This is a genomic window from uncultured Kordia sp., from assembly GCF_947496985.1.
In the GTDB taxonomy this organism is placed as follows: domain Bacteria; phylum Bacteroidota; class Bacteroidia; order Flavobacteriales; family Flavobacteriaceae; genus Kordia.
In genome coordinates this window covers 348,819-374,111 of record NZ_CANMEZ010000005.1, presented here as the reverse complement: position 1 = coordinate 374,111, position 25,293 = coordinate 348,819, and the positions used below count along the sequence as shown (strand labels likewise).

Here is a 25,293-nt window from a genome sequence, read left to right as displayed (position 1 = left end):
AAACCTAAAAAAGACGAACAAACTTACAGACTATAAAAATGTAATGTATTATTCTCACCAAGTACAGTTTCTCAGATCCGTATTACAGACTTCAAAGCAAGAATCTCCTGTAAAGTCTTTAAATCCTCCTTTGATATTCTTTCTATTGAAAAGATTTACAATAGTGTTTCTTTTGAATTGTAAGCGTTGAATTTGTTTTCTTTTTTTCATGAGATTGGTTTTTAAATTATTACTTAAACTTATTGCATTTCCATGAAAGGTCTGTATGGCTTCACCGTACTTATTAAGATAATATATATGTTTACATGATAGTTTTTGAAGATCAGCAGAATTTTAACATCTCTAGTAAAAGTTTAACATTATTCTAAGAATAAGTTTTAGTAGTTTTATATCATAAATAATTCATCATGAAAAAAAGCTTTTTAGCTACCGTTTTTTTTATTGCACTACTACTTTGTAGTGTTGATGCTTCTGCTCAAAAATTTAGCGATATTGACAAAAGCCCTCATGATATTAGTTATTTTAAAGCAAAAAGAAATGCGCCTCCTGTGATTAAGGTTGTCTATGGAAGACCTCAAAAGAAAGGAAGATCTATTTTTGGAAATTTAGTTCCGTATAGTAAAGTATGGAGAACTGGCGCAAATGAAGCTACTGAGGTTACGTTTTTTCAAGATGTAAAATTAGGCGAAAAAGAAATCAAGGCTGGAACGTATTCATTATTTACGATTCCTGGAAAAAAATCTTGGACAATTATTTTAAATTCAGACACGGACATTTGGGGTTCTTATTATTATGACGAAGATAAAGACGTTGCCCGATTAGATGTTCCTGTTAAAAATATTGATACAGTTGAATATTTTTCAATTGCATTCAAAAAAGAAACTGATGGTACCAACATGGTATTAGCATGGGACAATATCAGCGTTGCTGTACCGTTTAGTTTTTAATTATTCTTTATTTATTGTTATTATTGGTTATTTGAAGAACTCAGAGGTCGTAAGACTTCTGAGTTTTTTTTGTTCTATATATTGAACTTCTGAATACTAAAAGTACTTTCTATTGTTAATTATTAACATACAAAGTGTTATATTTATAGAATCCCTACCAAGTTAAACCCTATTCTATTAATTTAATTTGATTAACCAAACATTTATGGAAACTTCAATTAGTATTAAAAACATTGCTGAATCACTTCGAGAAAGACATCTTTTTATGAATGATTATTTAAACATTACAGGTAGCTTCACCTCTTGGAAAAAAGATGCTTTACCTACGAATGTTGTTAAAGTGGAAGACCAAGACTGTTTGAAAATGATTAAAAGAGGTACAATGGTTGCGCTTGTTACAAAAGATGAAAACTTAGTAAATAATTTTACGAATGCGTTGCATTATAAACGTGATAGTGATATGATTACTGTTTTTGAAACACTTTCAAATAAAATAGCAACACAAGAAGGAAAAGAAAATAGCATTCTTGAAAATGATGTTTCGTCTGTTTTTTCTATTTCTTACGAAAATGAAATGATTCTAACTGATATGATTTTAGATCCACAACTTGGATTTAATTTTATTGCTATTGATTTTTACGGTGGAAATATTAATTTGGAAAAACTTACTACAACTATCCTTTCAAAAGAAGCTAATGAAACAAACTACACAGCTGTCATTGGTGTTTTTCCTCCGCAACTTTCAGCTATTGAACTTGCTGCTTTAGTAGAATGCCCTACACATGACAATTCTGTCACGGTAAATTTTAGTCCTCAAGCTAGTTTCTTTAAAAATATCGTACACACAGCAGCGGAAACAGCTAAAGAAACTGCTAGAGCAACTAATGTTACAGCAAAAACTGCTGTTGACACAGCTGAACTTACTGAAGGAGTTGGACAAGGTGTTGGTGGTGATGGTGGCGAGGAAGCACTTTTACGATTAAGAAATGTTGCAAAAGATGCTCAAAATAAGGTTTCTAAAAAAGAGGTTTCCATGTTGCACAGTACGGACTCAGAAGCTTCGGTTAGCGAATTACTTAATTTGAGAAATAAACTTCTAAAATCGTAATGAATGACATCTCAAATATATACTTTTAGTATACTTACATTTTTTGGTGTTTGGTTACTCATCTCTATATTTTGTCAATTTAATAAAACTAAAATTAGCACTTTTTTAAGACAGTTAGACCTTTTCTCTTTAATTCCATTTTGGTCATTTTTTGCGCCCAATCCAGGCACAACAGATTATCATTTGTTATATAGAGACAAGGTCAATTCTAGTACTGGCAGTTATTGGAAAGAATATAAACTCAGTAGCAACAGATCGCTTATTGGAGCTCTATGGAATCCTAAAAAAAGAACTAAAAAAGTATTGTCGGATGCAGTATCTTCCTTGATCACTTTATCAAAGGATATGAAGGATAATGAATATAAAACAACGCTTCCTTATATTGCTTTGTTAAATTTTATTGCTTCTATTCCAAGAGAAAATTCAGCTACAGCTACACAATTTATCATCATGGAATCTTACGGACACTTTACAGAAAGTAAACCTGTAGTAATTTTCAGGTCAGAATTTCATAAGATTTAAATTATGGAGCAGTTTACGGATATCACTTTTGTGTATTTGTGCGTTAAATACGTTGCACTTATTGGAATTTTAATCTCATCTTTAGAGTTATTATACAATTGGAAAACGTATAAAGATGATGCTCTTTTTAGTTGGAAAATTATTTCTTCTACGAAGACATCGCAACACAAAGGAATTCATGATTTTTTAAGTTTCTTTTTAAAATATCCTAATTTTCTAGGTATACTATCTGTTCAGGTTATTGCTGTCCTATTAACTTTTATATTAGGAAACACGCTTGAAACTCTCCTGATCGCTATCATCATAATCACGACATTGTTAATAAATTATAGAAGTATTTATGGGCAAGATGGTTCCGATCAAATGTCGTCTATTATTTTAGTTACGTTGTTTATTTATAGTATTGACCCGAGCAACTACATGATAGCTAATGCAGGAATTTGGTTTATTTGCTTACAAGCAATTTTATCGTATTTCACAGCAGGTTTTTATAAAGCTAAAGGTGAAAAATGGACAACCAAACCGAATGCCGTTTTTTTAATATTTAATACTTCAACATACGGTTCTAAACCTATCGCTTCCGTATTAAAAGATAATGCACCAATGACTAAATTATTAACATGGTCTACCGTAGTTATTGAGTGCACTTTTCCGTTGGTTTTAATTACTGGATATCCTGGAATGATCGTATTTTTAGGATGGGGATTTGCTTTTCATTTGATGAATGCATTAGTTATGGGACTCAACTCTTTTTTCTGGGCATTTATAGCTACCTATATAACTATTATATATTGCGCATTTCAAATAGCTGAGTATTGGATTTTATAATTTTGAATTGCTGTGATTTTGAAAATAATCTATTTTACTTTTTTCCCAGCTACATATGTAGATTGAACCGTTGTTTTTAGAATTTCGTTTTCTGGAATTTCCATGATGTTTTTGTCTAAAATGATAAAGTCTGCAAATTTCCCAACTTCAATACTCCCCTTTTCGTTTTCTTCAAAATTGCTATATGCTGCCCAAATGGTCATCCCTTTTAGTGTTTCTTCGCGAGATAAGGCATTCTCTTTTTGGAAACCATCTTTTGGATAGTTATCTGAGTCTTTTCTGGCTACAGCCGCATAAAATGTTTTAAACGTACTTACATCTTCTACTGGAAAGTCCGTTCCTAAAGCAACTTGACCTGAAATATCTAATAGTTTTTTATATGCGTACGCATCTTTTAAACGTTTTTCTCCCAAACGATCGCCTGCCCAATACATATCACTTGTAGCGTGCGTAGGTTGTACTGACGGAATGATGTTTTTGTTTTCAAATTGTACAAAATCGGTTTCATCAATTACTTGTGCGTGTTCTACTTTCCAGCGACGGTCTATTTGCCCTTTAAGTACGTTTGCATAGGTTTTTAGCACTTGATAATTTGCCGAATCGCCAATAGCATGTGTATTCATTTGGTATTTCGTCTTAGCAATTCGTGCTGCTAGTTTTGACAATTCTTCTGGACTTATAACCATTGCACCAAAATGATTTTCCTTGTCTGTATATGAATCTTTTAAAACAGCTCCACGCGAACCTAATGCGCCATCTCCATATACTTTGAATGATCCGACGTTTAAATAATCCGTTTTGTACGGTTCTTTGTTAATGTAATGTGCTACGTTTTCGGGTGTATTGCTAATCATTGCATACATACGCATGCGTAACGCGCCTGCTTTCTGCAAACTATCAATTAAATTGATGACGCTTTTGTCCAATCCAGCATCATTAACGGTTGTTAGACCATAATCAAAACATGCCTTTTCTGCGTCTTTTAAAGCTTCAATTTGTTGCTTTTTAGATGGCTTTGGAATGATTTTATCAATTAGATCCATTGGATTGTCTACTAAAATCCCTGTTAACTTTCCATCTTTCAATTGTATTTCGCCACCAGCTATTTTTGTTTCAGGATTTATTCCTGCCAAATCCAATGCTTTCTGATTTACCAAATATGCATGTCCATCTACACGCGTTAATGCAACTGGTGTATCTGGAAACAACTCATCTAATTTATCTTTTGTTGGAAATTCTTGTACTTCCCAATCATTTTGATCCCAACCACGTCCTGTTATAAATGATACTTTTTTTTCTTTTTGAAACGCTACAACTTTTGCAAGTACTTCTTTGTAACTTTTTGTTCCTACTAAATTTACACTTTGCATGTTCATTCCTAAACCATAAAAATGACAATGCGCATCTATAAATCCTGGAAAAACAGTTCTTCCATTTACATCTATCGTTTCTGCTGCTTTGTATTTTTCTAAGATTTCACTTTTATCTCCAACAGCAATAAATCTTCCATCTTTTATTGCAAATGCTTCAGCTTTTGAAAATTCTGAATCTACTGTATAAATTTTTGCGTTGGTAACAATCATATCTACTTGTTCTTTTTCCGTACAAGATGTGAACAGCAATGTGATTGCAATGAAAATGGTTAGTTTATGCATTTTGAGTTGATTTGGTGTTTGAAAATTAAAACGTATTTCTAGCACTTCTCGATATAACTTTCTTTATTTCTTTGCGAAAATCACTCGAAGAGACTTTTTAAGGAATTAAAAATACAATTTTTTAAAATTGTTCGTAGATGTTTTGAGTTTGATTGAATAAAATTCACAAAAAAAGCGTCCAATGTGAATTGAACGCTTTTATTTATACTCTATTTTATCTTTTAGAAGTCAAACTTATATGTTGCTCCTGCCATGATTTGAAATTGCTGCACTGGGAAATTTACCCAACGTTGGTAATCTTGATTGGCAATATTGTTTGCTTTTACAAACGCCGTTAACCTATCATTGAAACGATATCCTAAATGTGCGTTCACATCAATAAAGCTATCTAATGTAACAATTGTTGATGTTGGCGCAATAATTCCACCTGCACTCGTTACTAAATCTTTGCGTTCTCCAATGAAGAAAATATTTGCACCAGCAAACCAGTTTTCAGTGATTTGATAATCTGCAAAGATAGAAGCTTCCAATTCTGGCAAGTTCCAAGCTTCTGCTTGTTGGTCCATGCTATAATTGAAGTATTCTGCTTTTGCTCCAAATTTAAAGTTACTTGTAATATCTACGTTTACTTCTCCAAATACTGATATTGTATTTACATCGTCATATAGCACATTGAATGAATTTCCGTAGGTATATCCATTATCTGAAGTTGCAGAAGGATTGAATTCATTTACTTGAAACAATGCTTTTCCGTTTTCAGCAATATATGAAGCGCGTGCATTATAACTCACACTTGATGTTAGCTTTCCTTTGATTCCTAAATATCCATTATATTGCTGATCAGTTGGAGCAATTGCTAACGTTGGTGACACAAAGTTATTTTCTTGTACAAAGTCGTAATATGAATTTTGTTTTAAATCACCTTCTATTCCTGCGTAAGCGATTACATTATCACCACTTAATTTGTATTGCGCTGTAATTCTTGGGTAGATGTAAATATCATTTTTACTGTTTTCAGCATCTAAACCATAATAAATTCCTGCTCCAAAGTTTACCGTTAGGTCATCTCTAAGAATCACTAAACTTGGTGAGATTCCAGCTTTTAAATTACTATAATCAATTCCACCTGTACCTACGATATTGTTTTTGAACGTTCCCCCAACATAGTCTATATCTACAACTGTTTTGATCAATTCACCAGCAATTGCTACTTCAAATTCAGGCTGAAGTATTAATCTATTTTCTCCTGAACTAAACGCATCAAACATTCTTCTGTATAATACAGTTCCTCCATTAAAAAACGAGTCTTCCATTTTTACATCCGCACCAACATACACGTTATGATATGTTTGTTGTTCACTTATTGTTCCTATTTGATCAGGCGTTAAGAAACCTTCTGGCAATCCATACCAATTATAAACCTGATGTTGATATCCTAATTTTCCTTTCCATGATAAATCACGTCCACGATTGATATATGCTAAGTCTAGTTTTGTATCAAAGAATTTATCATCTAATTGTACATTGTCAATTCCGCCTTGCGAAGAATGATGATTTAAAGAGATGTCAAATGTTTCGTCTCTACTAATCGCTCTACTTGTGTAAAAATCAAGTGCAGCTGTATTGTAATTTCCTAAACCAAGTGATAGATACGTATTGTATAGTTTTACTTTTTTTGCTTTCTTCAACCCTTCTGCTTTTCCTTTTGCAGGCGTAAATGTTGACGCTACTGGAAACGAAAAAATAGAATATTTAATTTCCTTCTTTTTGTTTGTTTCTTTATCGTTTAATGAAGGTGTTTGTTTTATTTTGAAAGCATCCGAAATTGTAGGTGTATACGATCGTACTACGTTTACAACTTCCGTTCCGATGTTTTTTTCCTTCTCCTTCTCTTTTTCGTCTTCTGTTTTCTGAGCATTCGCCAAATTAGCCATAAAGAATATCGCTAGAATAAAACTTGATTTTAATATTTGGTTTCGCATAAATTGCTTGCTTTGTATGTTTATGTTTGATTTCAAAATGTCGTCTTTAGGATTAGTTTCCATCATTATCTTCAGCTGGCGTTACAGATGAATTACGTTTAGCTTCCTCTTTTTTGATTTTAGCTAATTCCTTTTCTGCTTCTACAACTTCTTCAGGATAATCCGTAAAGTTTTTAATAACACTTTCTAAAATATATGTTGCTTGGAATGCATCTTCTAAGGCATAAAAGTTTTTCGCCATTAGAATTAATCCTTTTGCGCCAAATTGCTTATAACTCGAATAGTCTTTTACCAATTTTTGAACCGCCGTATTAGATGCATCATGACTTCCTTCTTTGTTTTTGAAATACGCATCATAGTATAATGCTTCTGCCGCTAGTTTTCCATTGGCAATTTTTTGTACCTCTTGGTATGCTAATTTCGCTTTATCTTCATTATTCGTAGCAATTGCAGAGCGTGCAATAATTACGTGCGCATCACTTTTGATTCGATCATCTATTTTTTCGTTTGCCAATACTTTTTCAGCATAACTTACAGCTTGTTCATAACTGTTAAGCTCGTAATTCGCTTTCATTAAGTTTGATTGTGCAAACGTGATATTCTGTGGGAAATCAGCGCTTTCTTCCAATCGTTTTAATACTGGAATTGCTTTGGTATAACTATCTGTCTCTAAGAATACTTGTGCTAAACGCGCCAAGGCTTGCTCTGTATATTCGTTACGCTCTGTCTGTAATACAAATTCGTAATACGGAATTGTTTTTTGCGTTTCTCCTTGACTAAAGTATGATTGTGCTAAGTAGAAGTTTGCATTGGTAGCATGCAATCCATTTGGAAATTGCTGTATATATTTTTCAAATCCTTCTATAGCTTTCTTTGTATTGTTTTGGATGAATTGTTTTTCAGCAGCTTCATACGTTGCGTTATCCAATTCTGCATCTGTAACATCTACAAAATCTAGATTTTTCACCCAGTTTGCATATACTTCCACTTGACCTAATTCAATGTAAATCAATTTTGCAGTTTCCACAGCTTGAACCGATTCTTCTGTATTTGGAAATTTAGCAACAACTGCTCTAAACTTCGTCAATGCGACTTGATTTTTTCCTGAATTATAATTAATCAATCCTTGTTTTAAAATTGCTTTGGGTACATATGAACTTTTTGCATAGTCTTGCACCATCTCTTCATACGTATTTAATCCATCTTCAATTTTTTCTTCGCTAATGTATGTATTTCCTAATTCGTACAATGCATCATCACGTAATGATGATTTTTTATACTTTTTGGTAAACTTATCTAATTCACTAATTTTTGTATTTGTTTTTCCTGTAAAGCCATAACTAATTGCTTTTTGAAAGTATGCGTAATCTTCATCCACACCTTTCATTGCAATTGCTTTATCATATGCTTTAATAGCATCAGCATATTTACTTGTTACAAAATGACTGTCTCCTAATCGCAAATAACTATCATTTACACGGCCTTTATCATCCCCGTTATTTGCAATAAACTTTTCAAAGTTTACAATTGCATTTGAGTAATCTTTTTGTTTAAAGTACGTATATGCTAAATTATAATCAATGGTTTCTGATTCTTCCGTATCTGTAATATTTGCATTTACAAACGACTTGAAACCAGCTAATGCAATGTCATAATTATCTAATAAATAATTAGTTTCCGCTTTCCAAAAAGTAGCTCGTGCTGTATATTCTGGCGCTTCGTTTTCTTTCAATGATTTTTCAAAGTATGTTAATGCATCTTGATATTTTCCATCATTGAATAATTCAATTGCTCTGTAAAATGCTACTTTTTGATATGTTGCTTTGTCACTGTATTTTTTACTTGCTTCTAATAAGCTTAACGCCGCTTCGTAATCTTTTGACGTAATGTATGAACTTACTAATAACTCTTCCAATTCGGCTTGGTGTTCTGTTTCTGGATATTTTTTAAGGTATGAAGTTAATACAGAAGGAACACTTTCGTACGGATTCCCTATTTCGTAACTCAAACGCGCATAGTTTAATCCGGCATCTTCTTGAATTTTTACATCAAAATCCATTTGTGAAGCATTACGAAATGCATTCAATGCTTGTTGTTTTTTATCTGTATTTAAGTAACATTCACCTAAGTGATAGTAAGCATTTTGTGCTACAAAGTTGCTTCCGCTTACAATTTTATTGAATTGTTTGATAGCGTTTTCATAATCTTGTTGCTTATAATATGCATATCCTAATTGGTAGAAATCTGTGTTGTTCCATTTTCCTTTTTTACCTTTATATGCTTTTAAATATGGAATAGCTTCGTCATATTTTTTTAGATTGAAATAACTTTCTCCTATAATTTTATTGAGTTCAGAAATTTCTTTTCTATCAGCATTTGGCAATTCCTTTTTAGATAAATCAATTGCTTTTTGAAAGTTTCCAAGCTTAAAATTCATATCTGCTTTGAAATATGATAGTTTTTCATTGAATTCATCTTCTTGAGAAACGCCTTCAAAATACTCGTTTGCTTCTTCATATTTATCTTCTTGATACGCAATGTATCCTGTATAATATTTTGCTTGTGAACCGTATTTTTGAGAATCTAATAGTTTTTGAAAATACTTTTTAGCTTCATCATATTTTTTGGATGTAAAATAGGCGTATCCTTTTTTGAAGTTATAGTCTTCTCGTTGTGAATTTGTCAAATTGTTTTCACCTGATTTGTCATACCATTTTAACGCACGTGAATATCTTCCATTTTCAAAATAGTAATCTGCTACATCAATGTACGCTGAATTTCGTTTGGTACTTGTTGGATATCTTTTTACAAAATCCTCCATCATACGATCTGCGCCTAATTGATTTAATCGAACAGCACAATTGGCTATATAATATGCACAATTGGCTTCTGTTTCATAATCTTTAGTATCGCCTTTTACACGATCAAAAAGTGCTTGTGAAGCTTGATATTGTTTACTGTTATACAAATGTAATGCTTCATTATAATCTTTTAAATCATGTGTGTACACTTTGGTTTTTTGTGCGTATGATAGTTGAAAACATACGAACATGAAGCATAGCATAAATTGAAGATGTTTTTTGCTCATGAATCTTGTTATTTTATGAGTTTTGCAATGAATTGCGATTAAAAATCTTGATGATATATTGGTATTTCAAACTTTCATAATAAAGTTCTAACACATCATAAAGATTGGTTTTTTATTACTTACAAACTTAACGCAAATATATCTGTTTCGCTAACTTTCCGTACTTGCTTTTTGTTAAGAAAAACACAATTGTCTTAATCACATAACGTGTGTTTTTTAGGATAATTATATTTTTCAGTAAGAATTGAGATATTAGTATTACCTAATACATATTTTTTAGTCCTGAATTCGAAATTTAGTATTGTGAGTATTAAGTTGAATCATCTAAAGAAACAACTCAACAAACAGGTAAAAATCGCTCAATATTAATTTTGCGATAGTGAAAAACCAGATTATGAATTATATTTGTTTACTTTGTGTATTCGATTTAAAATCATTCACTATACATGGAGCAAATTCTCAACCTTAGAGGCGTTTCTATTTTTCAAAGAGAAAATCTTATTCTATCAGATATCAACCTTGCTATTAATAAAGGTGATTTTGTATACTTGATAGGAAAAACTGGTTCAGGGAAAAGTAGTTTTATTAAAACTTTGTATGGCGATTTACCTTTGACAGAAGGAGAAGGAAGTATTGTTGATTTTGATTTGAAAACATTGAAAGAAAAAGAAATTCCTTTTTTACGTAGAAAGTTAGGGATTGTTTTTCAGGATTTCCAACTACTCAATGATAGAACTATAGCAGCTAATTTATTATTTGTATTGAAAGCTACCGGCTGGAAAGATAAAGAAAAAATGGAAGCTAAAATTGATGAAGTTTTGGACAAAGTAGGTATGAAGACGAAAAACTTCAAATATCCACATCAACTTTCTGGAGGAGAACAACAACGTATTGCAATTGCGCGTGCACTTTTAAATGATCCGGAACTTATTATTGCTGATGAGCCTACTGGAAATTTAGATCCGCAAACCAGTATGGAAGTAATGCAAGTACTACAAGAAATCAATAAAAACGGACGTACCATTTTAATGGCGACTCACGATTATGCTTTGATTTTAAAATATCCTTCTAAAACTCTTAAATGCGACGGAGGCAAAGTCTTCGAAGTGGTTCAGAAGAATGTATAATACACTCAAAAACACCCTTAAAAAGATACTACCAAAGCGTTTTATCTTTAATAATGAACCATTTTTCAGGTTTTTTTATGGTATTTTTTATTTAGGAAAATCACATCAATGTACTGTATGTGATAAAAAACTAGGTTCTTTTATCAAACTAAAAAGAAATGATTTCTTGTGTCCTTTTTGTGGAAGTTTAGCTCGAAATCGTCGTCTTTGGAATGTATTACATACTGAATATTCTTTGCAAGGAAATGTGCTGCATTTTTCACCTTCAAGAAATATCTACAGAAAACTAAAAAAACGCACAGACATTTCATATATCACTTCCGATTATGAAGATGAATTTATTGCTGATCATCATTTTGACATTACAAATATTGATCAAAAAGACGCTTCTTTTGATCGCATTATTTGTTTCCATGTATTGGAACATATTTCAGAAGACACAAAAGCAATGCAAGAATTATACAGAGTTACCAAACCTGATGGAATTGTTTTTATTCAGACACCTTTCAAAGAAGGAATTATTTATGAAAATGAAGCTATTACAAGTCCCGAAGATCGTTTGAAACATTTTGGTCAGGAAGACCACGTTCGAATTTATTCACCTAAAGGACTGAAAGAAAGATTGACAAATGTTGGTTTTCAGGTAAAAACGCTTACTTTTGAACCAACAGAACATGATAAATATTATGGATATATTTCTCCTGAAACTATTTTAATTGCTACCAAACAATGTTGTCAATCTTAATTCCTACCTATAATTATGACATTTACCCATTGGTAAAACAACTACACGCACAGCTATCTAAAACGGATTATATTTTTGAAATTTTATGCTTAGATGATCATTCAAAAGATGTAGATTCCATAAAGCAAAACGAAAATATTAATTCATTAGCGAATGCTTCGTACACAATTTTACCTGAGAATATCGGTCGCAGCCGAATTCGGAATTTGTTAGCTCAAAAGGCAATTTATAAATGGTTGTTATTTTTAGATGCAGATGTATTGCCTGTTGCCGAAGATTATATCACCAAGTATGTAGCATCAATTTCTGATGAAAAAGAAGTAATTTATGGAGGTATTTTATACCAACAAGAAAAACCAAAAGAGGAAAATGTATTGCGTTGGATTTATGGAAAAGAACGTGAAGCATTGAGCGTTTCTCAACGTCAACAAGCTTCATATTTACGTTTTTTAACCTTGAGTTTTTTAATCCGAAAAGATGTTTTTGAACGTGTAAAATTTAATGAAGAAATTCCAAATGCACGACATGAAGACACCTTATTTGCAAATGACTTAAAGCATAAGGAAGTGCATATGACACATATTCACAATCCTGTATATCACCTAGGTTTAGACACAAGCAAAGGGTTTATTCAAAAATCAATGGAGTCAGTAGAAGTGCTAATTTTATTCATGAAGAATAACTTAATTGAACCCAATGACATTTTAATAACGAAAGTATTTTCACGCGTTAAAAAGTTTGGACTAAATCATTTGTTATCAATAATGTATACTTGGTTTGGAAAATTATTTGAAAAAAACCTATTGTCTAAAAATCCTTCAATGTTTATTTTTGACTTGTATCGATTAACGTATCTTTGTTACTTAGACAAACGCCAATAATGCCTTTATTTTCTGTTATTATTCCGCTTTACAACAAAGCAATGTACATTCAAGAAACCATTGAAAGTGTATTGCAACAGCATTTTTCAGATTATGAAATCATTGTTGTAAACGACGCTAGTACAGATGACAGTTTACAAATTGTCTCTACAATTTCAGATCCTAGAATTTCAATTATTGATAATCCTAAAAATTTAGGATTATCAGCTACTCGAAATGTTGGAATTTCCAAAGCAAAAGGAAACATTATCGCACTATTAGATGCTGATGACATGTGGCTTCCTAACTTTTTAGATACAATTAAAAATTTACACGATTCATTTCCTGAAGCAGCTATCTACGGAACTGATTACAGTGAAATTTACACTACTCATAAAGCAATTGAATCTAAAAAAAATATTCCTATTTCATTAAAAGGTACTTCTTTTGTGGTGAATGATTTTTTTATTGCAAATATGTTTCAACCTATTTTCAATCCAAGTTGTTTGGCTTTTAAAAAAATTATTTGTGAAGATTCAAACGTTTTTGATTCTGCAATTACATTTTCAGAAGATATTGATTTTTATATAAAATATGGTTCAAAACATAAAGTAGCATATCACTATGAATCGTTGGTAAAAATGCATTTTGATGTTCCTAATCAAATGACTAGAAGTGCTATTAGCAAAAAAACACTTCCCGATTTAGATCGCTATGAAACTTTAGCTAAGAATAATGTTTCATTAAAAAAGTTTTTGGATTTGTATCGATATATTTATGCGTCCTTGTATCATTTAGAAAATGCTAAGCTGCAAAAAAAGAAAATGTTACAACAAATAGATTATGCTAATTTGACATTAAAACAACGCTTACTTTTAAAAAGTCCACGATTTATTTCAATTTTACTTAAGAAGCTAAAAGGTATTTTATTGAAGTATAATATTAAAGTTACTTCGTTTTAAGTTAGGCTGTTTGATAAAAATGTTAGATTAAAAACACAAAACATTCTCTATATTCAATAGCATGTATACTACTTAGAAAGTTTTACATTCTCTTTTGTTATCACAAAATCCTGATAATCACGAATATAATCAGACTCATCAAATTCATCAGAAGCTAATACTAAACAAACTGCACCTGAAGAAAAGTTTTCCAATTCGCGCCAAATTCCATGTGGAATTAAACAACCTTGATTGGGTTTATTTAATAATACGCGTCTTTTTTCTGTTCCATCTTTAAATATTACCTCAAAACTTCCACTCAATGCAATGAGTACTTCATGCTGTTCTACATGCGCGTGTCCGCCTCTTTTTGCACCACTAGGGATGTCATATAAATAGTATACGCGTTTACACTTAAAAGGAATAGTTTCTCCTTCAATAACAGAAATATTCCCTCTAAAATCTTCTATTTTGGGGATGGTTATAAGTTGTATATCAGCTACAGTAGTAGACATATTTTAGTTGTTTAAGAGGTGAATCCATTGCTGGATTACTAGTTTTTCAGTGAATTTTTTTATGGAAGATACTGTATTTTGTTTACATTTCCCATACAAGTCTATATTTTCGACCAACAGTATCATAGCATCTTTTAACTTCACAAAGTTTTGATCTTCAACGAGCAAACCATTGCTTTTTTCTTGAATAATTTCATTTGGTCCAGACTTACAATCAAATGAAATTACAGGCGTTTGTTGTTTCAATGCTTCTATTATAACCATTGGAAAGCCTTCTACCCTACTTGATAACACTAAATATTTTGCATTTTTTATATATTCAGCTACATTTTCAACAAATCCCATCAATTTTACATGGTTTGTAAGTGCTAATTTTTCAATTAAATTTTGCAAAGATTCTTTATCATCTCCATCACCTAAAATTAATAGTTGAATATTTTTTTGGGCTAAGTTAGTAGCTTTGTAAGTTTCTATCAAACGATCAAATTGTTTGATGTCGTTTTGTAAGCGTCCAACAGCTACAATGTAATTTTCTGGAAAAATGGTTTGAGTTTCCTGAACTTTTTCTGTTTCAATAATATAATTAGGAATATGAATCGTATTTGTAAATCCGTAATCTGCAATTAGTTTTTCTTCTATTCCTTTGGAAACAGCAACAATTGCTTTTGTTTTATTGTAAATTTTCTTAAAAAAATCACTTTTAGGAATATGCCATGCTATTTCATAACTATGTACCATCATGATCATTTTTTCAGAACGAAATATAAATCGATGTAGTAAGCGCTCCATCCAAACTCTACTTCGTATTCTGAAATCAATATATACATTTGCATTACAATCGTTGTATGCTTTTTTAAATGCAAAAAATTTACGGACCTGTTTGATAATTTTCATCGAAGATTCCTGAAGACCAAGGTTATATAATTTTCCATCGTATGAATAGGTAATTTGATCTTTTAGAGCGATAATAGAAACGTCAAATCCTTGCTTGTGTAATGATTTTGAAAAGCTAGCTGCTTGCTTTTCTGAACCACCTACACTTAAACTATCGACAATTATACATATTTTCTTTTTAGAATTTTGCTGCATAAAGTTTTCCTACTATCTTTCACGCAAATATACTGTTATTTATGCGAATATTATTGATTGGAGAATACAGTAGATTTCATAACTCACTGAAAGAAGGTCTACAAAAATTACATCACGATGTCACGTTAGTCGGCAATGCTGATAGTTTTAAAAATTTCCCTATTGATATTTCGTTAGATGTTACTTTTTTCAACAAAAAATTACCCAATCTTTTTCGTCAATTTTTTTATCGTATATGCAAAAAAGATATTGCCTTTTTGGAAACTGCATATCGTTTTTACAAACATAGAAAAGCATTTCAAAATTATGATGCCGTACAATTGATTAACGAGTTTCCATTTGCTACTATTCCATTTATAGAGCGCAAATTATTGAAATACATTTTTAAACATAATAAGAATGTGTTCTTATCTTCTTGTGGAGATGATTTTCATTATTTGAATTATATTTTACATGCAGATCTTCCTTATCATATTTTAACACCTTGCGTTCAAAATAAAGCAGTTAAGAAACAATTTATATATTCATTACAATATTTATGCAAGTCACATAAAAAACTTCATCATTTTGTAATTGATAATGTAAAAGGAATCATTCCTGCTAATTTTGATTATGATATGGCATACAAAACGCACCCAAAAGCTTTGCCATTAGTTCCTTTCCCTATAAATGTTGATTCATTACCGTTTAATAAGCTTACGAATACTGAGAAAGTAATCATTTTTCATGGTGTGAATAAGGTAAATTATTTAAAAAAAGGAAATGATATTATTGAAAAAGCCTTGGTAATTATTGCTGAGAAGTATCCGGAAAAAGTTGTTGTAAAAACTGCTTATAGTTTGCCATATAATGAATACATTAAAACCTATGATGAAGCACATATTATCATGGATCAGGTATATGGATACGATCAAGGATATAATGCTTTGGAAGCCATGGCAAAAGGAAAAGTAGTGTTTTCAGGAGCCGAAACTGCTTTCCAAGAATACTATAAACTGGATAATACTGTTGTGATTAATGCAACTCCAAATGTGGAAGATTTGGTTGAAAAACTTAGCTTTTTGATTGAAAATCCAGCAGAATTAATTCAGATTGGAAAAAACGCACGTGCTTTTATTGAAACGCATCATGAATACGAAAGTATTGCTAATGAGTATGTGAAACGCTGGAAAATGTGATGTAGAGATTGAAGTTTAAATCAAACTATCGTCTTTTCGAGTGATTTTCAATAAAAATTTTATCGAGAAATACTTAGAAACGATTCTTTTAAATTACTTTTCTTCTCTTCCAATATAAGTTATTGCAACTGCAATAAGACTCATTCCACTTATTAAACCTAAACCGATAGCGCCGCCATTCATTCCTGAATGCGTAGTTACATAACTACTAGTTGTATAATAAGATATATTTTCACTAATAGCTGGAGAAGGGTTAGCAACTATTTGATTTACTTTTTCATTGATTTTCAAGCTTCCGAAATAGGCAGAAGCAATTCCGCAAATTAAAGCTACTAAGATTAAAAACCCTCTAAATGTATTCATATACTTTAATTTTATTACAATCGGTTAAAAATACAAATTGATTGAGGGAAGAATTCAAATATACATTTTTTCACAATATAAAAACAAATCATTTATTTCAATCTTCTAATTCCTTCAAAGACAACGATACTTACAGCATTTGCTAAGTTTAAACTTCTTATATGCTCACTAAACATTGGAATGGTATATAATTGATCTGGGAATTTTTCTGTAATTTCTTTTGGCAAACCAACCGATTCTTTTCCAAAAACTAAATATAAGTCATCTTCATATGGAATTTCATCATAGGTTTTTGTTCCATGACTGGACAAGTATACCATTTTTTTAGTTGAATTTTTCTCGTAGAATTCTTCTATATTTTCATAGATATGAACTGATAAATGCTGCCAATAATCCAATCCAGCACGTTTGAGTCGTGCATCTGTTATTTCAAATCCGAAAGGTTTTACTAAGTGTAAGTTTGATCCTGAAGCCAAACTGAGTCTACCTATATTTCCTGTATTTGTTGGAATTTCAGGTTCTATAAGTACAATATTGTATGCCATTATTTAAAGTCTATGTAATCAATTTCCATTTTAAAATCACCTGCTCTTTTTTCATTTGTTACGAAACCTAAACGAAGTATGTTTGTTAGTTCTTCTTCTGTAGGTGCTCCAGGCTTTTTTCTTCCAACACTATATTTGATAAATTCAGAAAATAAAATTTCTTGTTTTACCCATTTCCAATCTGTATTTGGCAAATCGCGTTTGTAGTATGGCAAAAACCAGCGTTTATCCATTTCCATCGTCATTGCCATTGCATATCCTTTAGAGCGATATTTGACAACAATTTTTGTGTATTTAGATAAATCCATTTTTTTAAATGGACCCTTGTATGATGAAAAACCGCCATTATTTCGCAACGAAACTGTTCCACTAAACACGACACAATCATCAAACATAAACGTCTTCCCTTTGGAAAGTCCGCCCATAACACCATCATTTATGATTTGCCAGCGTTCGCCGTCTAAATCAGATCCGAAATCAACTTTCAATTTTTGAGCTATGGTAACTTGCGCGAAGATTAATAAAGAGACTAGTAAAATTCTTTTCATTGCTTTTTTAGTTTAAATATACAAAGATTTGAAAAAGGTTTTATGAGATTTCACTAACTATTTTAGCAGGAACTCCAGCAATAATAACATTATCAGGAAAACTTTTTGTCACTACGGCCGCGCTTCCAACAACAACATTTTTTCCAAGTGTAACACCTTTTAGAATCGTAACATTATTTCCTATAAATACATTTTCATCAATAAAAACTTCTTGTGGATCAGGATCAGTTTCATGACGTTTATCTATAGCTAAGTTATGAAAAGAGCTATCACTAATATGACAATTATAACCAATAACTGTATTTTTTGAAATCGTAATTTTCTTTTCAGCTGTTATCACACATGAATTGTTGATTGCGACATATTCACCAAAGTGAATTTCAGCTTGCTTTCCTCGCGCCTCTACATATCCGTATCCACTCATTAAATAAGGCGATCTATAGATTCCGAAACATGCATTATGCCCAAAATATATCGTTCCATTTCCTTCTAACAATAGAGGTTGTACATATATGGGTTTTCCTTTTTTGTTGGAAATTGTACTTAGAAATTTATATTTCCGCACTCTCCAACGCAATAAAATATGTTTTAGCAATTGCTTCATTGTTCCAAAAATACACTTTTTCGTTTAGCTATACTTTTTCTTGATGAATTTTACTCAATAATTAAGATTTGGACACAGGAAGTTTGCCAAATAACGATTTTCTAAAAATGAGTACTAATAATAGTAATGCAACAAAACTTCGTGCACAATGCGCCATCACAACACCTTCTATACCAACTTGATTGGTAAAATAAATACTTAATGAATAGAATAAAACTAATGAACTGATTTCCACAAAAAGATAATATCCGAGCATTTTTTTAGCATATAATTGATACGCTATTACGAGTGATATTACTTTAAAAAAATCACCTAATAGTTGCCAAAAGAATAAACTTTCAGTTGGTAAAAAGTCTTCATTATAAATAAATTGAATGACCCAAATTCGTAAGAAATAAATGACAATAAGTCCAATGGTGAAAATTGGCAAAATGGTTTTATAGAAATTAAAAACAATAGTTCTAAAACCTGTAATCGTTTTGTTTTCAGAAAGTTTTGGCAATACATACAATGTCAACAAAGACGTAACAAATATCAAGTATTGATTAGAAATTCGCTGCATTGCTTCCCAATAACCCGCTGCATCTTCGCCTATAGTTTCAATAATATGATTTCGAACAAATACATATATAATTGGAAAAATAAACGCTGAAATAACTGCCATTAATGTATACGACAGGTATTTTTTTACATATGCTTTTGAAAATGCATTTACCGTAAATGTTGTTGGTAATAAAATTCGTTCTCTGTATAGTAATATCAAGCTAAAAACTAGCAAAATAGAAGGCACAATACTTAACGAAATTAATGCTCCATCTAATGCAAATTTCCACATTAAACATACCGTAAACACTAAATTTACTAGATATCCAACAATATTCAAGATGATGAATTTCTTGTACTTTTTAAATCCATTAATGATTCCTAAACACAATACATTTATCGCGTATAATGGTAAAACGAGCGCAAGAATTTTAAAGATGTAACTAAATTCTTTTCCTTTAAAAATAAGTTCATTCCAATAGTTTGCTCCAAAAAATAGTAATGTTGACACGATTAGTGTTGCAACAAAAATGATACATAAAGCCGTAGATAATACTTTTTGAAGTTCCGATTGATCATTTTTATGTTCGGCTGTATATTTTATGATTCCCGCACTGATTCCGAAAGTTGCCAATGCATAAATTGTTTTTAGAAAATCGCGCATATTTCCTACGGAAGCCATTCCTTTTGTTCCCACAAATTCGGCTAACGCTTTAGAAGTTAATACACCAACAAGTACATTAATTAATATTGCAATGCTATTGAAGGAAGTGATTTTCAATAGTAAATTATTTGCAATATGCTTTTTTAACTTGTTCAAGAATATTTGTTTAAAACAGTAATAATTTCATCAATTTCAGCAGTTTTCAAAATTGGATTGATTGGTAAACTCAAACATTCTACATGAATTTTTTCAGTAATCGGAAAACTACGTTGATTCCACTCTTTATAAGCTTCCTGCTTGTGTGGTGGCGTTTCGTAATGAATTAAAGTTCCTATGTTGTTTTCAGTTAGATATACTTGTAATTTATTTCGATTTTCGGTTCGTACCACAAATTGATGAAACACATGTGAGTCGTCATTTTTATAGTTTGGCAAGATGAGTATCGGATTGTTGATTTCGTTTATATAACGCTTTGCAATCTGCCTTCTGATTTCATTATCCGCATCTACGTGTGGCAATTTTACATTTAAAAAAGCAGCCTGAATTTCATCCAATCGATTGTTAACTCCTTTATATTGGTTTACATATTTTGAAGAACTACCATAATTCCGCAGTTTCGTAATGATTTCAGCTAGTTTCTCATCATTTGTAGTTACTGCTCCAGCTTCACCTAACGCACCTAAATTTTTGGTTGGATAAAAACTAAAACCTGCCGCATCACTTAAGTTTCCTGCTTTTTTATCGTTTGCATTTTTAGCTCCATGTGCTTGTGCAGCATCTTCCATCAACAATAAATTATGCTTTTTTGCAATCTCATAAATCGTAGTCATTTCAACCAGTTGTCCATATAAATGAACTACCAAAATTGCTTTCGTTTTTGGTGTAATCGCTGCTTCTATTTTTGTTGGATCAATATTGAACGTGTTCAAATCAGGCTCTACTAATACAGGTTTCAATCCTGCTTTAGTGATTCCTAAGATACTCGCAATGTATGTATTTGCAGGCACGATTACTTCATCTCCTTCTTGTAGTTTACCTAAGACTTTATATGCTTCTAAAATTAAAATTAACGCATCCAATCCATTGCTAACTCCAACACAATAGTTGGTGTCACAATACTCAGCATATGACTTTTCAAATGATCTTACATTGTTTCCCAACACGTAATAACCAGAATCTAAAAACTTCTTGAATACTTCTTGAAACTCAGTTTCAAATCGTGCGTTGAGTGTATGTAAATCGAGAAATTTTATCATGCAATCGGAATTTTATAAATGTCTTGTGTAAAACATACACAACCAAGTTCTTCTTTTTGTTTCAACAAACCTACATTGTAACCATGTTCATTGTTTGCATCCACCGTTCCCATGCTAAAATAGTGCATTTCTTCTTCTTTGAACTTTTCTATCAAATACATAAATAGATATTCCAACGCACGTAGCGATTCTCCCTTTTCAGTAGTTGCACCATATTGCGATTTTACTACTTTTTTATGTGTGAATATCGTGATTCCTGCTAAGATTTCTCCATCTAGCTTTAGGTTGTATTGTATGATATTTGATGGAAAATGTGTTTGCAATTTGATGATTTCGGCTAACGAATGCACAGGTTTTGCGCTATATTTTTCATCTAGTTTTGGCATTAAAACATCATTCCAAAATTCAGAAAGACTTGAAGTTTCTTCAATTTCAAAGCCCAAACTATAATTTTTTTCGTAATGCTTACGCTTTGTTTTATGAATGTTTACAGGTTTCCCATAATCTATTGCTAATACCAGATTTCGATCGATTAAATCTCCTTGCTTTGAAGTAAAATAATTCAATTCGTCTCCATTTTTTTCATAATAGATTCCTGGAATTGACTTGAGTATGATTTCTAAAAAGTTATTCACTTTCGCATAATTGATCACAGTTTGTAACAATTCATTCACTTCATGCGCGCCACTTTTTTTAGATAGAATCAAACCACCAAATGTTAATCCTTGATGCGAGTACAATATCTTTTCACGAAGGTTTGCTGGAAACAAAGCAATTGGCTTTTCTTTTTTAAAAAGTACCAAAGAATGATCTTCAAATCGATCTTTATGATATTCCATAAAGTCACGATAGAATAAAAATGAACTATTTTTTGCTGTTGTGACAAAGGTATCCCAAAGCGTTTTGTGTTCGGCTGTATATTTAGTTAGTGTGTAAATTCAGGTTGTGTTTAGAAAAAGTGAATTTACTAATTTTAACGGGAGTTTGGTAGTTGTAGTATGAAAAAGTTGATTTTCAGTTACAGTTCTCAGTTTTCTACCTCTATCCTAGTAAATTATATTGAATATAATACAAGCATTATGAAATTGATAAATTAAAAGAAAAAACTACTTCTCTACTTTCTTAAAAACAATATTTCCTTCGTTATCAATGTATTGATATATTCCTTTTGGGGCTTTGTCAATTATTTTAGAATAGCTTGTATCTTCTTGTAAATGTTGCAGTAAATCTTCATTCTCTCCTAAATAAGCAAACAATGTTCTAAATAGATTGACAGGTGTTTTTAATTTTGAATCATATGAAGGAGCATTATTATTCGGCCATTTTATTGCCAATGCAGATGAAAATGCCGAGTAAATTAAATCTCTATCTGTTAGTTTGGTTTCTATCTGTTTCGTGTATTCCATTCCTACATAACCACCGTGATCTGCAGTAATGACAATTAAACTATTCGGGTCATTTTGAGTGATTACTTCTATAGTTTCAACTAGCCATTCATTTGCCATTTTAAGCTTGGTTATGTATTTTTCTTTTTCTCCTTCTATGCCCGAAGAAAATGTTTTTTTAGTAACAATATGACCTGGCGCAATTTTTTCTATAAAGTAAAAATTATGTGTTTTTTTATTCGTTTTAATTGCTTCTTTTAACGGCTCTATTAATTCGTAACTTTTATTAAAAGCGCCCATTCCTAACAACGGAATTTCACTGTCTTTTATGTTACATTCATCATATAATAATTGCGGTCTATTTAAAAGCAAATATGGATATTCCATAAAAAAGAATGTTTTGTACTCATTCATTTTTAAGGTAGAAATTACAGGATTATCTCCCGCTACAATTTTTCTAGCACCAAAGATTCCATTTTTGCTTTCTCCATTTTTTATGTAATGATGTTTCATCGCAAACATAGAACTGTTTGATAATACTGTAGATGCGTAATTACTTCTATAATTATTGTATACTTTAAAGTTTTTCTCAGCTAAATATCTGTCAAAATCTGAGTTGTCAAATTTATAATATCCTTTACCTAACTCAGAGAAATTCAAATATCCATCGGGTTGAATGATGTATATGTTCGGATGTTTTGTAAAAGTCGTTTCTGTTATATTATCTGGCTGTTCCAACCATGCATTGGAATGCGTAATATAGTTGAGTAGTAATGGCGCTAGATTTATAAAAGCCACTAAGGCAGCAAGGTATTGTACGACAATTATTTTTTTGTAATGCTTACGAAGAAGCATCGCAATTAATACAAAAATGATAATACAAAGTAGTATTCTTTTACGATGATGAAATCCAAAAATTCTTCCCGCAAGGAAAAGAGTAAAGAAGGAAGCATTTAAGATCGGAATTAAAAAAACTTGATACTTTTTTAATCCTTTGATTTTGTCTACTATTTTTTTTGAGATTATAAATACTACAACCGGTAATACTATATACAAACCAACAATGAGACAGAATTGGAATAATGAATTGACTAAGTTAAAATTAGAATCGTAGGTGTAAATTAAAGAATACAATCCGGAAGCAATGGCTGCAATGATAGGATATTGCTTGTTATTACTTATATATTCTTGGATTGAATTTCTTAGACGATTAAGCATTTTTATTTTTTAATAAGTATAATACACGTTCCGAATCTGGAATTTCTTTTTTGTCTACTAGTTGAAAATGGTTTGTATAGGTTTTTTCAAAATTCTCCAGATTGTAATGTCCAAATTGATCCTTGAATTCAGCTTTTGCGTTTAGCAAACGTGTTGCGTACGAATCGTTTCGTTTTGGAAATTCAATGATTAAATGTCCTGAAAAAGAAGCAAAGAATGCTGCTGAGTTTTCAAAAGGTACGTTTCCAGTTAAAGATAAGTGATGAATTAACGCTAATGCCAATGTTGCATCTGGTTTGAATTCTTTTACTCGTTTTACAAACGAGAAACGTTCTGTATTTTGAAAACCGATACTTGCTGATGGATTTAGTAAATCTATGACAAAAGGCAACATGTTTGTTTCCTTGTTTTTCTTAACCGCATAGTAATTTTGATCTACCGCATTGTTATCAATATCACCTACCAAGGCAAGGTCAATTTTGGAATTAATTTCACGTACAAATGTTCCATCATTTCCACCAACATCAATTACAGTTTTTGCATTTAGTTGTTGAATCCAATTATTTATTATCTTAGATTTTTGCGTAAATGCTTTATCTGAATAGTTCGTTTTTTGGTAATAATTTCCCCATTCCGATTGTTCTTTAAGTTGTAGTTTTTTTATGTAATTATATAAACTATCAATAATATTAAACAAGCCTTTTTGGGATAAAGAAGCTTGTTTTGTAGCTTTTACATCTTCTTCTTGATGCTTGTTTTCATATTTTGCCAATAAGTGAATATTGGTATATAAAAACGGATTGAGTTTTGTGCTTTTTGGCAACAAGGAAGCTATCATTTTTAATGGAATTCCATCTATGAAATTCGACATTGTTTTTAGGAATTCTGCACCGTGATATTTTGATAATAGTAAAGGTCCTAAAAAGTGTGTAATGAATTGTTTGTACGCTCGCCAAGGTGTATTTTCTTGATAAAAGTCTAGCGAAAGCGTATCTATAAAGATGGCATTTCCTTTGTAAAAAGCAACATTATATGCTGTTGCGTCTTTTAAAGAAAAACCATTTTGTAATGCATATTTTTGCAGTTTTAAAGTTAATAAAGCTGCTTCTTTATATTGCTGAAAACTCCATTCGTACGGATAGGTTATGAACGGAATTTGCTCAGGCTGAATATATATTTCAGTTTCTGTATTTTGGAGTTCTTCATGCGAAATTAACAGCTTGTGCTGAAATGCTTTTTCAAAGAAACCAGAATTTTTAAGTTTGTTATATTGTGGAAAATAACTCGGAAATATAACGCGTTTGATTGTATTATTTTCTACAAATACATGCCCGCTAGGATCACGATATGAAGAATCATGTCGCAAATTATTTGTCATCTTTCGATGGGTTTTCTATCTGAGAATCATCTATATTAATATCATCAAATACATCTTGATCAGACGTATTTTTATGCAAACCAAAAATGGTTTTTATTTTAAACATTACATTTTTAGAAAATAATACAACACCAGCAACAATAGCTACAAGTGCCTGAACCAGCATAGCTCCTAATCCTGCGTCAAAATAAAGAAAGTGCATAT

The 25,293-nt window shown here is 31.2% G+C and carries 25 protein-coding genes; 9 read left to right on the top strand and 16 right to left on the bottom strand.

The genetic code is table 11. The features are described 5' to 3' along the window. Positions 1-54 precede the first annotated feature (54 nt). Positions 55-210 carry a hypothetical protein gene (locus tag Q0828_RS15350; RefSeq protein ID WP_298422892.1) on the bottom strand — a complete coding sequence of 52 codons (156 nt, stop codon included), beginning with the start codon at positions 208-210 and terminating at the stop codon, positions 55-57. Between the two features lie 197 nt (positions 211-407). On the opposite strand from Q0828_RS15350, the gene Q0828_RS15345 reads away from it, so the two are divergent. From Q0828_RS15345 to Q0828_RS15330, 4 genes are all read left to right on the top strand, one after another. Further along, the gene (locus Q0828_RS15345; protein ID WP_298422890.1) at positions 408-947 is read left to right on the top strand and encodes a DUF2911 domain-containing protein; all 540 of its coding nucleotides are present in this window, start codon (positions 408-410) and stop codon (positions 945-947) included. A 205-nt stretch (positions 948-1,152) separates the two neighbouring features. Further along, positions 1,153-2,055, top strand: coding sequence for a hypothetical protein (locus Q0828_RS15340; protein WP_298422887.1), 903 nt, complete (start codon positions 1,153-1,155; stop codon positions 2,053-2,055). Positions 2,056-2,058: 3 nt separating this feature from the next. Next, on the top strand, positions 2,059-2,577 hold the full coding sequence (locus tag Q0828_RS15335) for a hypothetical protein (protein WP_298422884.1): 519 nt from the start codon (positions 2,059-2,061) through the stop codon (positions 2,575-2,577). Positions 2,578-2,580: 3 nt separating this feature from the next. Next, on the top strand, positions 2,581-3,405 hold the full coding sequence (locus tag Q0828_RS15330; protein ID WP_298422881.1) for a hypothetical protein: 825 nt from the start codon (positions 2,581-2,583) through the stop codon (positions 3,403-3,405). 29 nt (positions 3,406-3,434) lie between these two features. Here the strand turns inward: Q0828_RS15330 and Q0828_RS15325 are convergent, their stop codons facing one another. The 3 genes from Q0828_RS15325 to Q0828_RS15315 form a co-directional block, all read right to left on the bottom strand. Continuing rightward, positions 3,435-5,060, bottom strand: coding sequence for an amidohydrolase (locus tag Q0828_RS15325; RefSeq protein ID WP_298422878.1), 1,626 nt, complete (start codon positions 5,058-5,060; stop codon positions 3,435-3,437). A 221-nt stretch (positions 5,061-5,281) separates the two neighbouring features. Continuing rightward, entirely contained in the window at positions 5,282-7,042 is a 1,761-nt protein-coding gene (locus Q0828_RS15320) for a TonB-dependent receptor (RefSeq protein ID WP_298422875.1), read from the bottom strand. Between the two features lie 52 nt (positions 7,043-7,094). Further along, a complete protein-coding gene (locus tag Q0828_RS15315; RefSeq protein ID WP_298422872.1) occupies positions 7,095-10,130 on the bottom strand; it encodes a tetratricopeptide repeat protein in 3,036 nt (1,011 codons plus the stop codon). A 446-nt stretch (positions 10,131-10,576) separates the two neighbouring features. On the opposite strand from Q0828_RS15315, the gene Q0828_RS15310 reads away from it, so the two are divergent. From Q0828_RS15310 to Q0828_RS15295, 4 genes are read left to right on the top strand one after another with little or no spacing between them, the layout of a single operon-like run. Further along, the gene (locus Q0828_RS15310; protein WP_298422869.1) at positions 10,577-11,257 is read left to right on the top strand and encodes an ATP-binding cassette domain-containing protein; all 681 of its coding nucleotides are present in this window, start codon (positions 10,577-10,579) and stop codon (positions 11,255-11,257) included. Then, entirely contained in the window at positions 11,250-12,002 is a 753-nt protein-coding gene (locus tag Q0828_RS15305) for a class I SAM-dependent methyltransferase (RefSeq protein ID WP_298422866.1), read from the top strand. The genes Q0828_RS15310 and Q0828_RS15305 overlap by 8 nt, the downstream gene beginning before the upstream one ends. After that, entirely contained in the window at positions 11,987-12,883 is an 897-nt protein-coding gene (locus Q0828_RS15300) for a glycosyltransferase family 2 protein (RefSeq protein ID WP_298422863.1), read from the top strand. Before Q0828_RS15305 ends, Q0828_RS15300 begins: the two co-directional genes overlap by 16 nt. Further along, complete coding sequence (locus Q0828_RS15295) at positions 12,883-13,824, top strand: glycosyltransferase family A protein (protein WP_298422860.1); 942 nt, start codon at positions 12,883-12,885, stop codon at positions 13,822-13,824. Before Q0828_RS15300 ends, Q0828_RS15295 begins: the two co-directional genes overlap by 1 nt. Positions 13,825-13,892: 68 nt before the next feature. Here the strand turns inward: Q0828_RS15295 and Q0828_RS15290 are convergent, their stop codons facing one another. Then, on the bottom strand, positions 13,893-14,318 hold the full coding sequence (locus tag Q0828_RS15290; protein WP_298422857.1) for an FdtA/QdtA family cupin domain-containing protein: 426 nt from the start codon (positions 14,316-14,318) through the stop codon (positions 13,893-13,895). A gap of 3 nt (positions 14,319-14,321) precedes the next feature. Further along, the gene (locus Q0828_RS15285) at positions 14,322-15,407 is read right to left on the bottom strand and encodes a glycosyltransferase (protein WP_298422854.1); all 1,086 of its coding nucleotides are present in this window, start codon (positions 15,405-15,407) and stop codon (positions 14,322-14,324) included. Positions 15,408-15,448: 41 nt separating this feature from the next. On the opposite strand from Q0828_RS15285, the gene Q0828_RS15280 reads away from it, so the two are divergent. Further along, entirely contained in the window at positions 15,449-16,585 is a 1,137-nt protein-coding gene (locus tag Q0828_RS15280) for a glycosyltransferase (protein WP_298422851.1), read from the top strand. A 93-nt stretch (positions 16,586-16,678) separates the two neighbouring features. Here the strand turns inward: Q0828_RS15280 and Q0828_RS15275 are convergent, their stop codons facing one another. From Q0828_RS15275 to Q0828_RS15230, 10 genes are all read right to left on the bottom strand, one after another. Then, on the bottom strand, positions 16,679-16,948 hold the full coding sequence (locus Q0828_RS15275) for a hypothetical protein (protein WP_298422848.1): 270 nt from the start codon (positions 16,946-16,948) through the stop codon (positions 16,679-16,681). Positions 16,949-17,040: 92 nt separating this feature from the next. Further along, positions 17,041-17,493, bottom strand: a complete 453-nt coding sequence (locus Q0828_RS15270) for a tRNA (cytidine(34)-2'-O)-methyltransferase (protein ID WP_298422845.1) — start codon at positions 17,491-17,493, stop codon at positions 17,041-17,043. After that, entirely contained in the window at positions 17,493-18,041 is a 549-nt protein-coding gene (locus tag Q0828_RS15265; RefSeq protein ID WP_298422842.1) for a CIA30 family protein, read from the bottom strand. The genes Q0828_RS15270 and Q0828_RS15265 overlap by 1 nt, the downstream gene beginning before the upstream one ends. Before the next feature lie 40 nt (positions 18,042-18,081). Further along, positions 18,082-18,645: an acyltransferase gene (locus Q0828_RS15260; RefSeq protein WP_298422839.1), complete on the bottom strand. Its 564-nt coding sequence runs from the start codon at positions 18,643-18,645 to the stop codon at positions 18,082-18,084. Between the two features lie 61 nt (positions 18,646-18,706). Then, entirely contained in the window at positions 18,707-20,008 is a 1,302-nt protein-coding gene (locus Q0828_RS15255; RefSeq protein WP_298422837.1) for an O-antigen translocase, read from the bottom strand. Next, the gene (locus Q0828_RS15250) at positions 20,005-21,108 is read right to left on the bottom strand and encodes a DegT/DnrJ/EryC1/StrS family aminotransferase (protein ID WP_298422834.1); all 1,104 of its coding nucleotides are present in this window, start codon (positions 21,106-21,108) and stop codon (positions 20,005-20,007) included. Before Q0828_RS15250 ends, Q0828_RS15255 begins: the two co-directional genes overlap by 4 nt. Continuing rightward, complete coding sequence (locus tag Q0828_RS15245; protein WP_298422831.1) at positions 21,105-21,947, bottom strand: GNAT family N-acetyltransferase; 843 nt, start codon at positions 21,945-21,947, stop codon at positions 21,105-21,107. Before Q0828_RS15245 ends, Q0828_RS15250 begins: the two co-directional genes overlap by 4 nt. 267 nt (positions 21,948-22,214) lie before the next feature. Then, complete coding sequence (locus Q0828_RS15240; protein ID WP_298422828.1) at positions 22,215-23,711, bottom strand: hypothetical protein; 1,497 nt, start codon at positions 23,709-23,711, stop codon at positions 22,215-22,217. Next, positions 23,704-25,089: a class I SAM-dependent methyltransferase gene (locus Q0828_RS15235; protein WP_298422825.1), complete on the bottom strand. Its 1,386-nt coding sequence runs from the start codon at positions 25,087-25,089 to the stop codon at positions 23,704-23,706. The genes Q0828_RS15240 and Q0828_RS15235 overlap by 8 nt, the downstream gene beginning before the upstream one ends. Beyond that, positions 25,079-25,291 (bottom strand): hypothetical protein, encoded by a 213-nt coding sequence (locus tag Q0828_RS15230; RefSeq protein WP_298422822.1) that lies wholly within the window; start codon positions 25,289-25,291, stop codon positions 25,079-25,081. Before Q0828_RS15230 ends, Q0828_RS15235 begins: the two co-directional genes overlap by 11 nt. Positions 25,292-25,293: the final 2 nt, after the last annotated feature.

Coding starts and splice junctions, on each gene's coding strand:
- Q0828_RS15260 (WP_298422839.1), bottom strand. CDS start 18,645: ATGAAGCAATTGCTAAAACATATTTTATTGCGTTGGAGAGTGCGGAAA.
- Q0828_RS15305 (WP_298422866.1), top strand. CDS start 11,250: ATGTATAATACACTCAAAAACACCCTTAAAAAGATACTACCAAAGCGT.
- Q0828_RS15295 (WP_298422860.1), top strand. CDS start 12,883: ATGCCTTTATTTTCTGTTATTATTCCGCTTTACAACAAAGCAATGTAC.
- Q0828_RS15340 (WP_298422887.1), top strand. CDS start 1,153: ATGGAAACTTCAATTAGTATTAAAAACATTGCTGAATCACTTCGAGAA.
- Q0828_RS15245 (WP_298422831.1), bottom strand. CDS start 21,947: ATGGAATATCATAAAGATCGATTTGAAGATCATTCTTTGGTACTTTTT.
- Q0828_RS15345 (WP_298422890.1), top strand. CDS start 408: ATGAAAAAAAGCTTTTTAGCTACCGTTTTTTTTATTGCACTACTACTT.
- Q0828_RS15315 (WP_298422872.1), bottom strand. CDS start 10,130: ATGAGCAAAAAACATCTTCAATTTATGCTATGCTTCATGTTCGTATGT.
- Q0828_RS15300 (WP_298422863.1), top strand. CDS start 11,987: ATGTTGTCAATCTTAATTCCTACCTATAATTATGACATTTACCCATTG.
- Q0828_RS15270 (WP_298422845.1), bottom strand. CDS start 17,493: ATGGCATACAATATTGTACTTATAGAACCTGAAATTCCAACAAATACA.
- Q0828_RS15230 (WP_298422822.1), bottom strand. CDS start 25,291: ATGCACTTTCTTTATTTTGACGCAGGATTAGGAGCTATGCTGGTTCAG.
- Q0828_RS15285 (WP_298422854.1), bottom strand. CDS start 15,407: ATGCAGCAAAATTCTAAAAAGAAAATATGTATAATTGTCGATAGTTTA.
- Q0828_RS15310 (WP_298422869.1), top strand. CDS start 10,577: ATGGAGCAAATTCTCAACCTTAGAGGCGTTTCTATTTTTCAAAGAGAA.
- Q0828_RS15330 (WP_298422881.1), top strand. CDS start 2,581: ATGGAGCAGTTTACGGATATCACTTTTGTGTATTTGTGCGTTAAATAC.
- Q0828_RS15350 (WP_298422892.1), bottom strand. CDS start 210: ATGAAAAAAAGAAAACAAATTCAACGCTTACAATTCAAAAGAAACACT.
- Q0828_RS15240 (WP_298422828.1), bottom strand. CDS start 23,711: ATGCTTAATCGTCTAAGAAATTCAATCCAAGAATATATAAGTAATAAC.
- Q0828_RS15280 (WP_298422851.1), top strand. CDS start 15,449: ATGCGAATATTATTGATTGGAGAATACAGTAGATTTCATAACTCACTG.
- Q0828_RS15275 (WP_298422848.1), bottom strand. CDS start 16,948: ATGAATACATTTAGAGGGTTTTTAATCTTAGTAGCTTTAATTTGCGGA.
- Q0828_RS15235 (WP_298422825.1), bottom strand. CDS start 25,089: ATGACAAATAATTTGCGACATGATTCTTCATATCGTGATCCTAGCGGG.
- Q0828_RS15335 (WP_298422884.1), top strand. CDS start 2,059: ATGACATCTCAAATATATACTTTTAGTATACTTACATTTTTTGGTGTT.
- Q0828_RS15320 (WP_298422875.1), bottom strand. CDS start 7,042: ATGCGAAACCAAATATTAAAATCAAGTTTTATTCTAGCGATATTCTTT.
- Q0828_RS15250 (WP_298422834.1), bottom strand. CDS start 21,108: ATGATAAAATTTCTCGATTTACATACACTCAACGCACGATTTGAAACT.
- Q0828_RS15265 (WP_298422842.1), bottom strand. CDS start 18,041: ATGAAAAGAATTTTACTAGTCTCTTTATTAATCTTCGCGCAAGTTACC.
- Q0828_RS15325 (WP_298422878.1), bottom strand. CDS start 5,060: ATGCATAAACTAACCATTTTCATTGCAATCACATTGCTGTTCACATCT.
- Q0828_RS15290 (WP_298422857.1), bottom strand. CDS start 14,318: ATGTCTACTACTGTAGCTGATATACAACTTATAACCATCCCCAAAATA.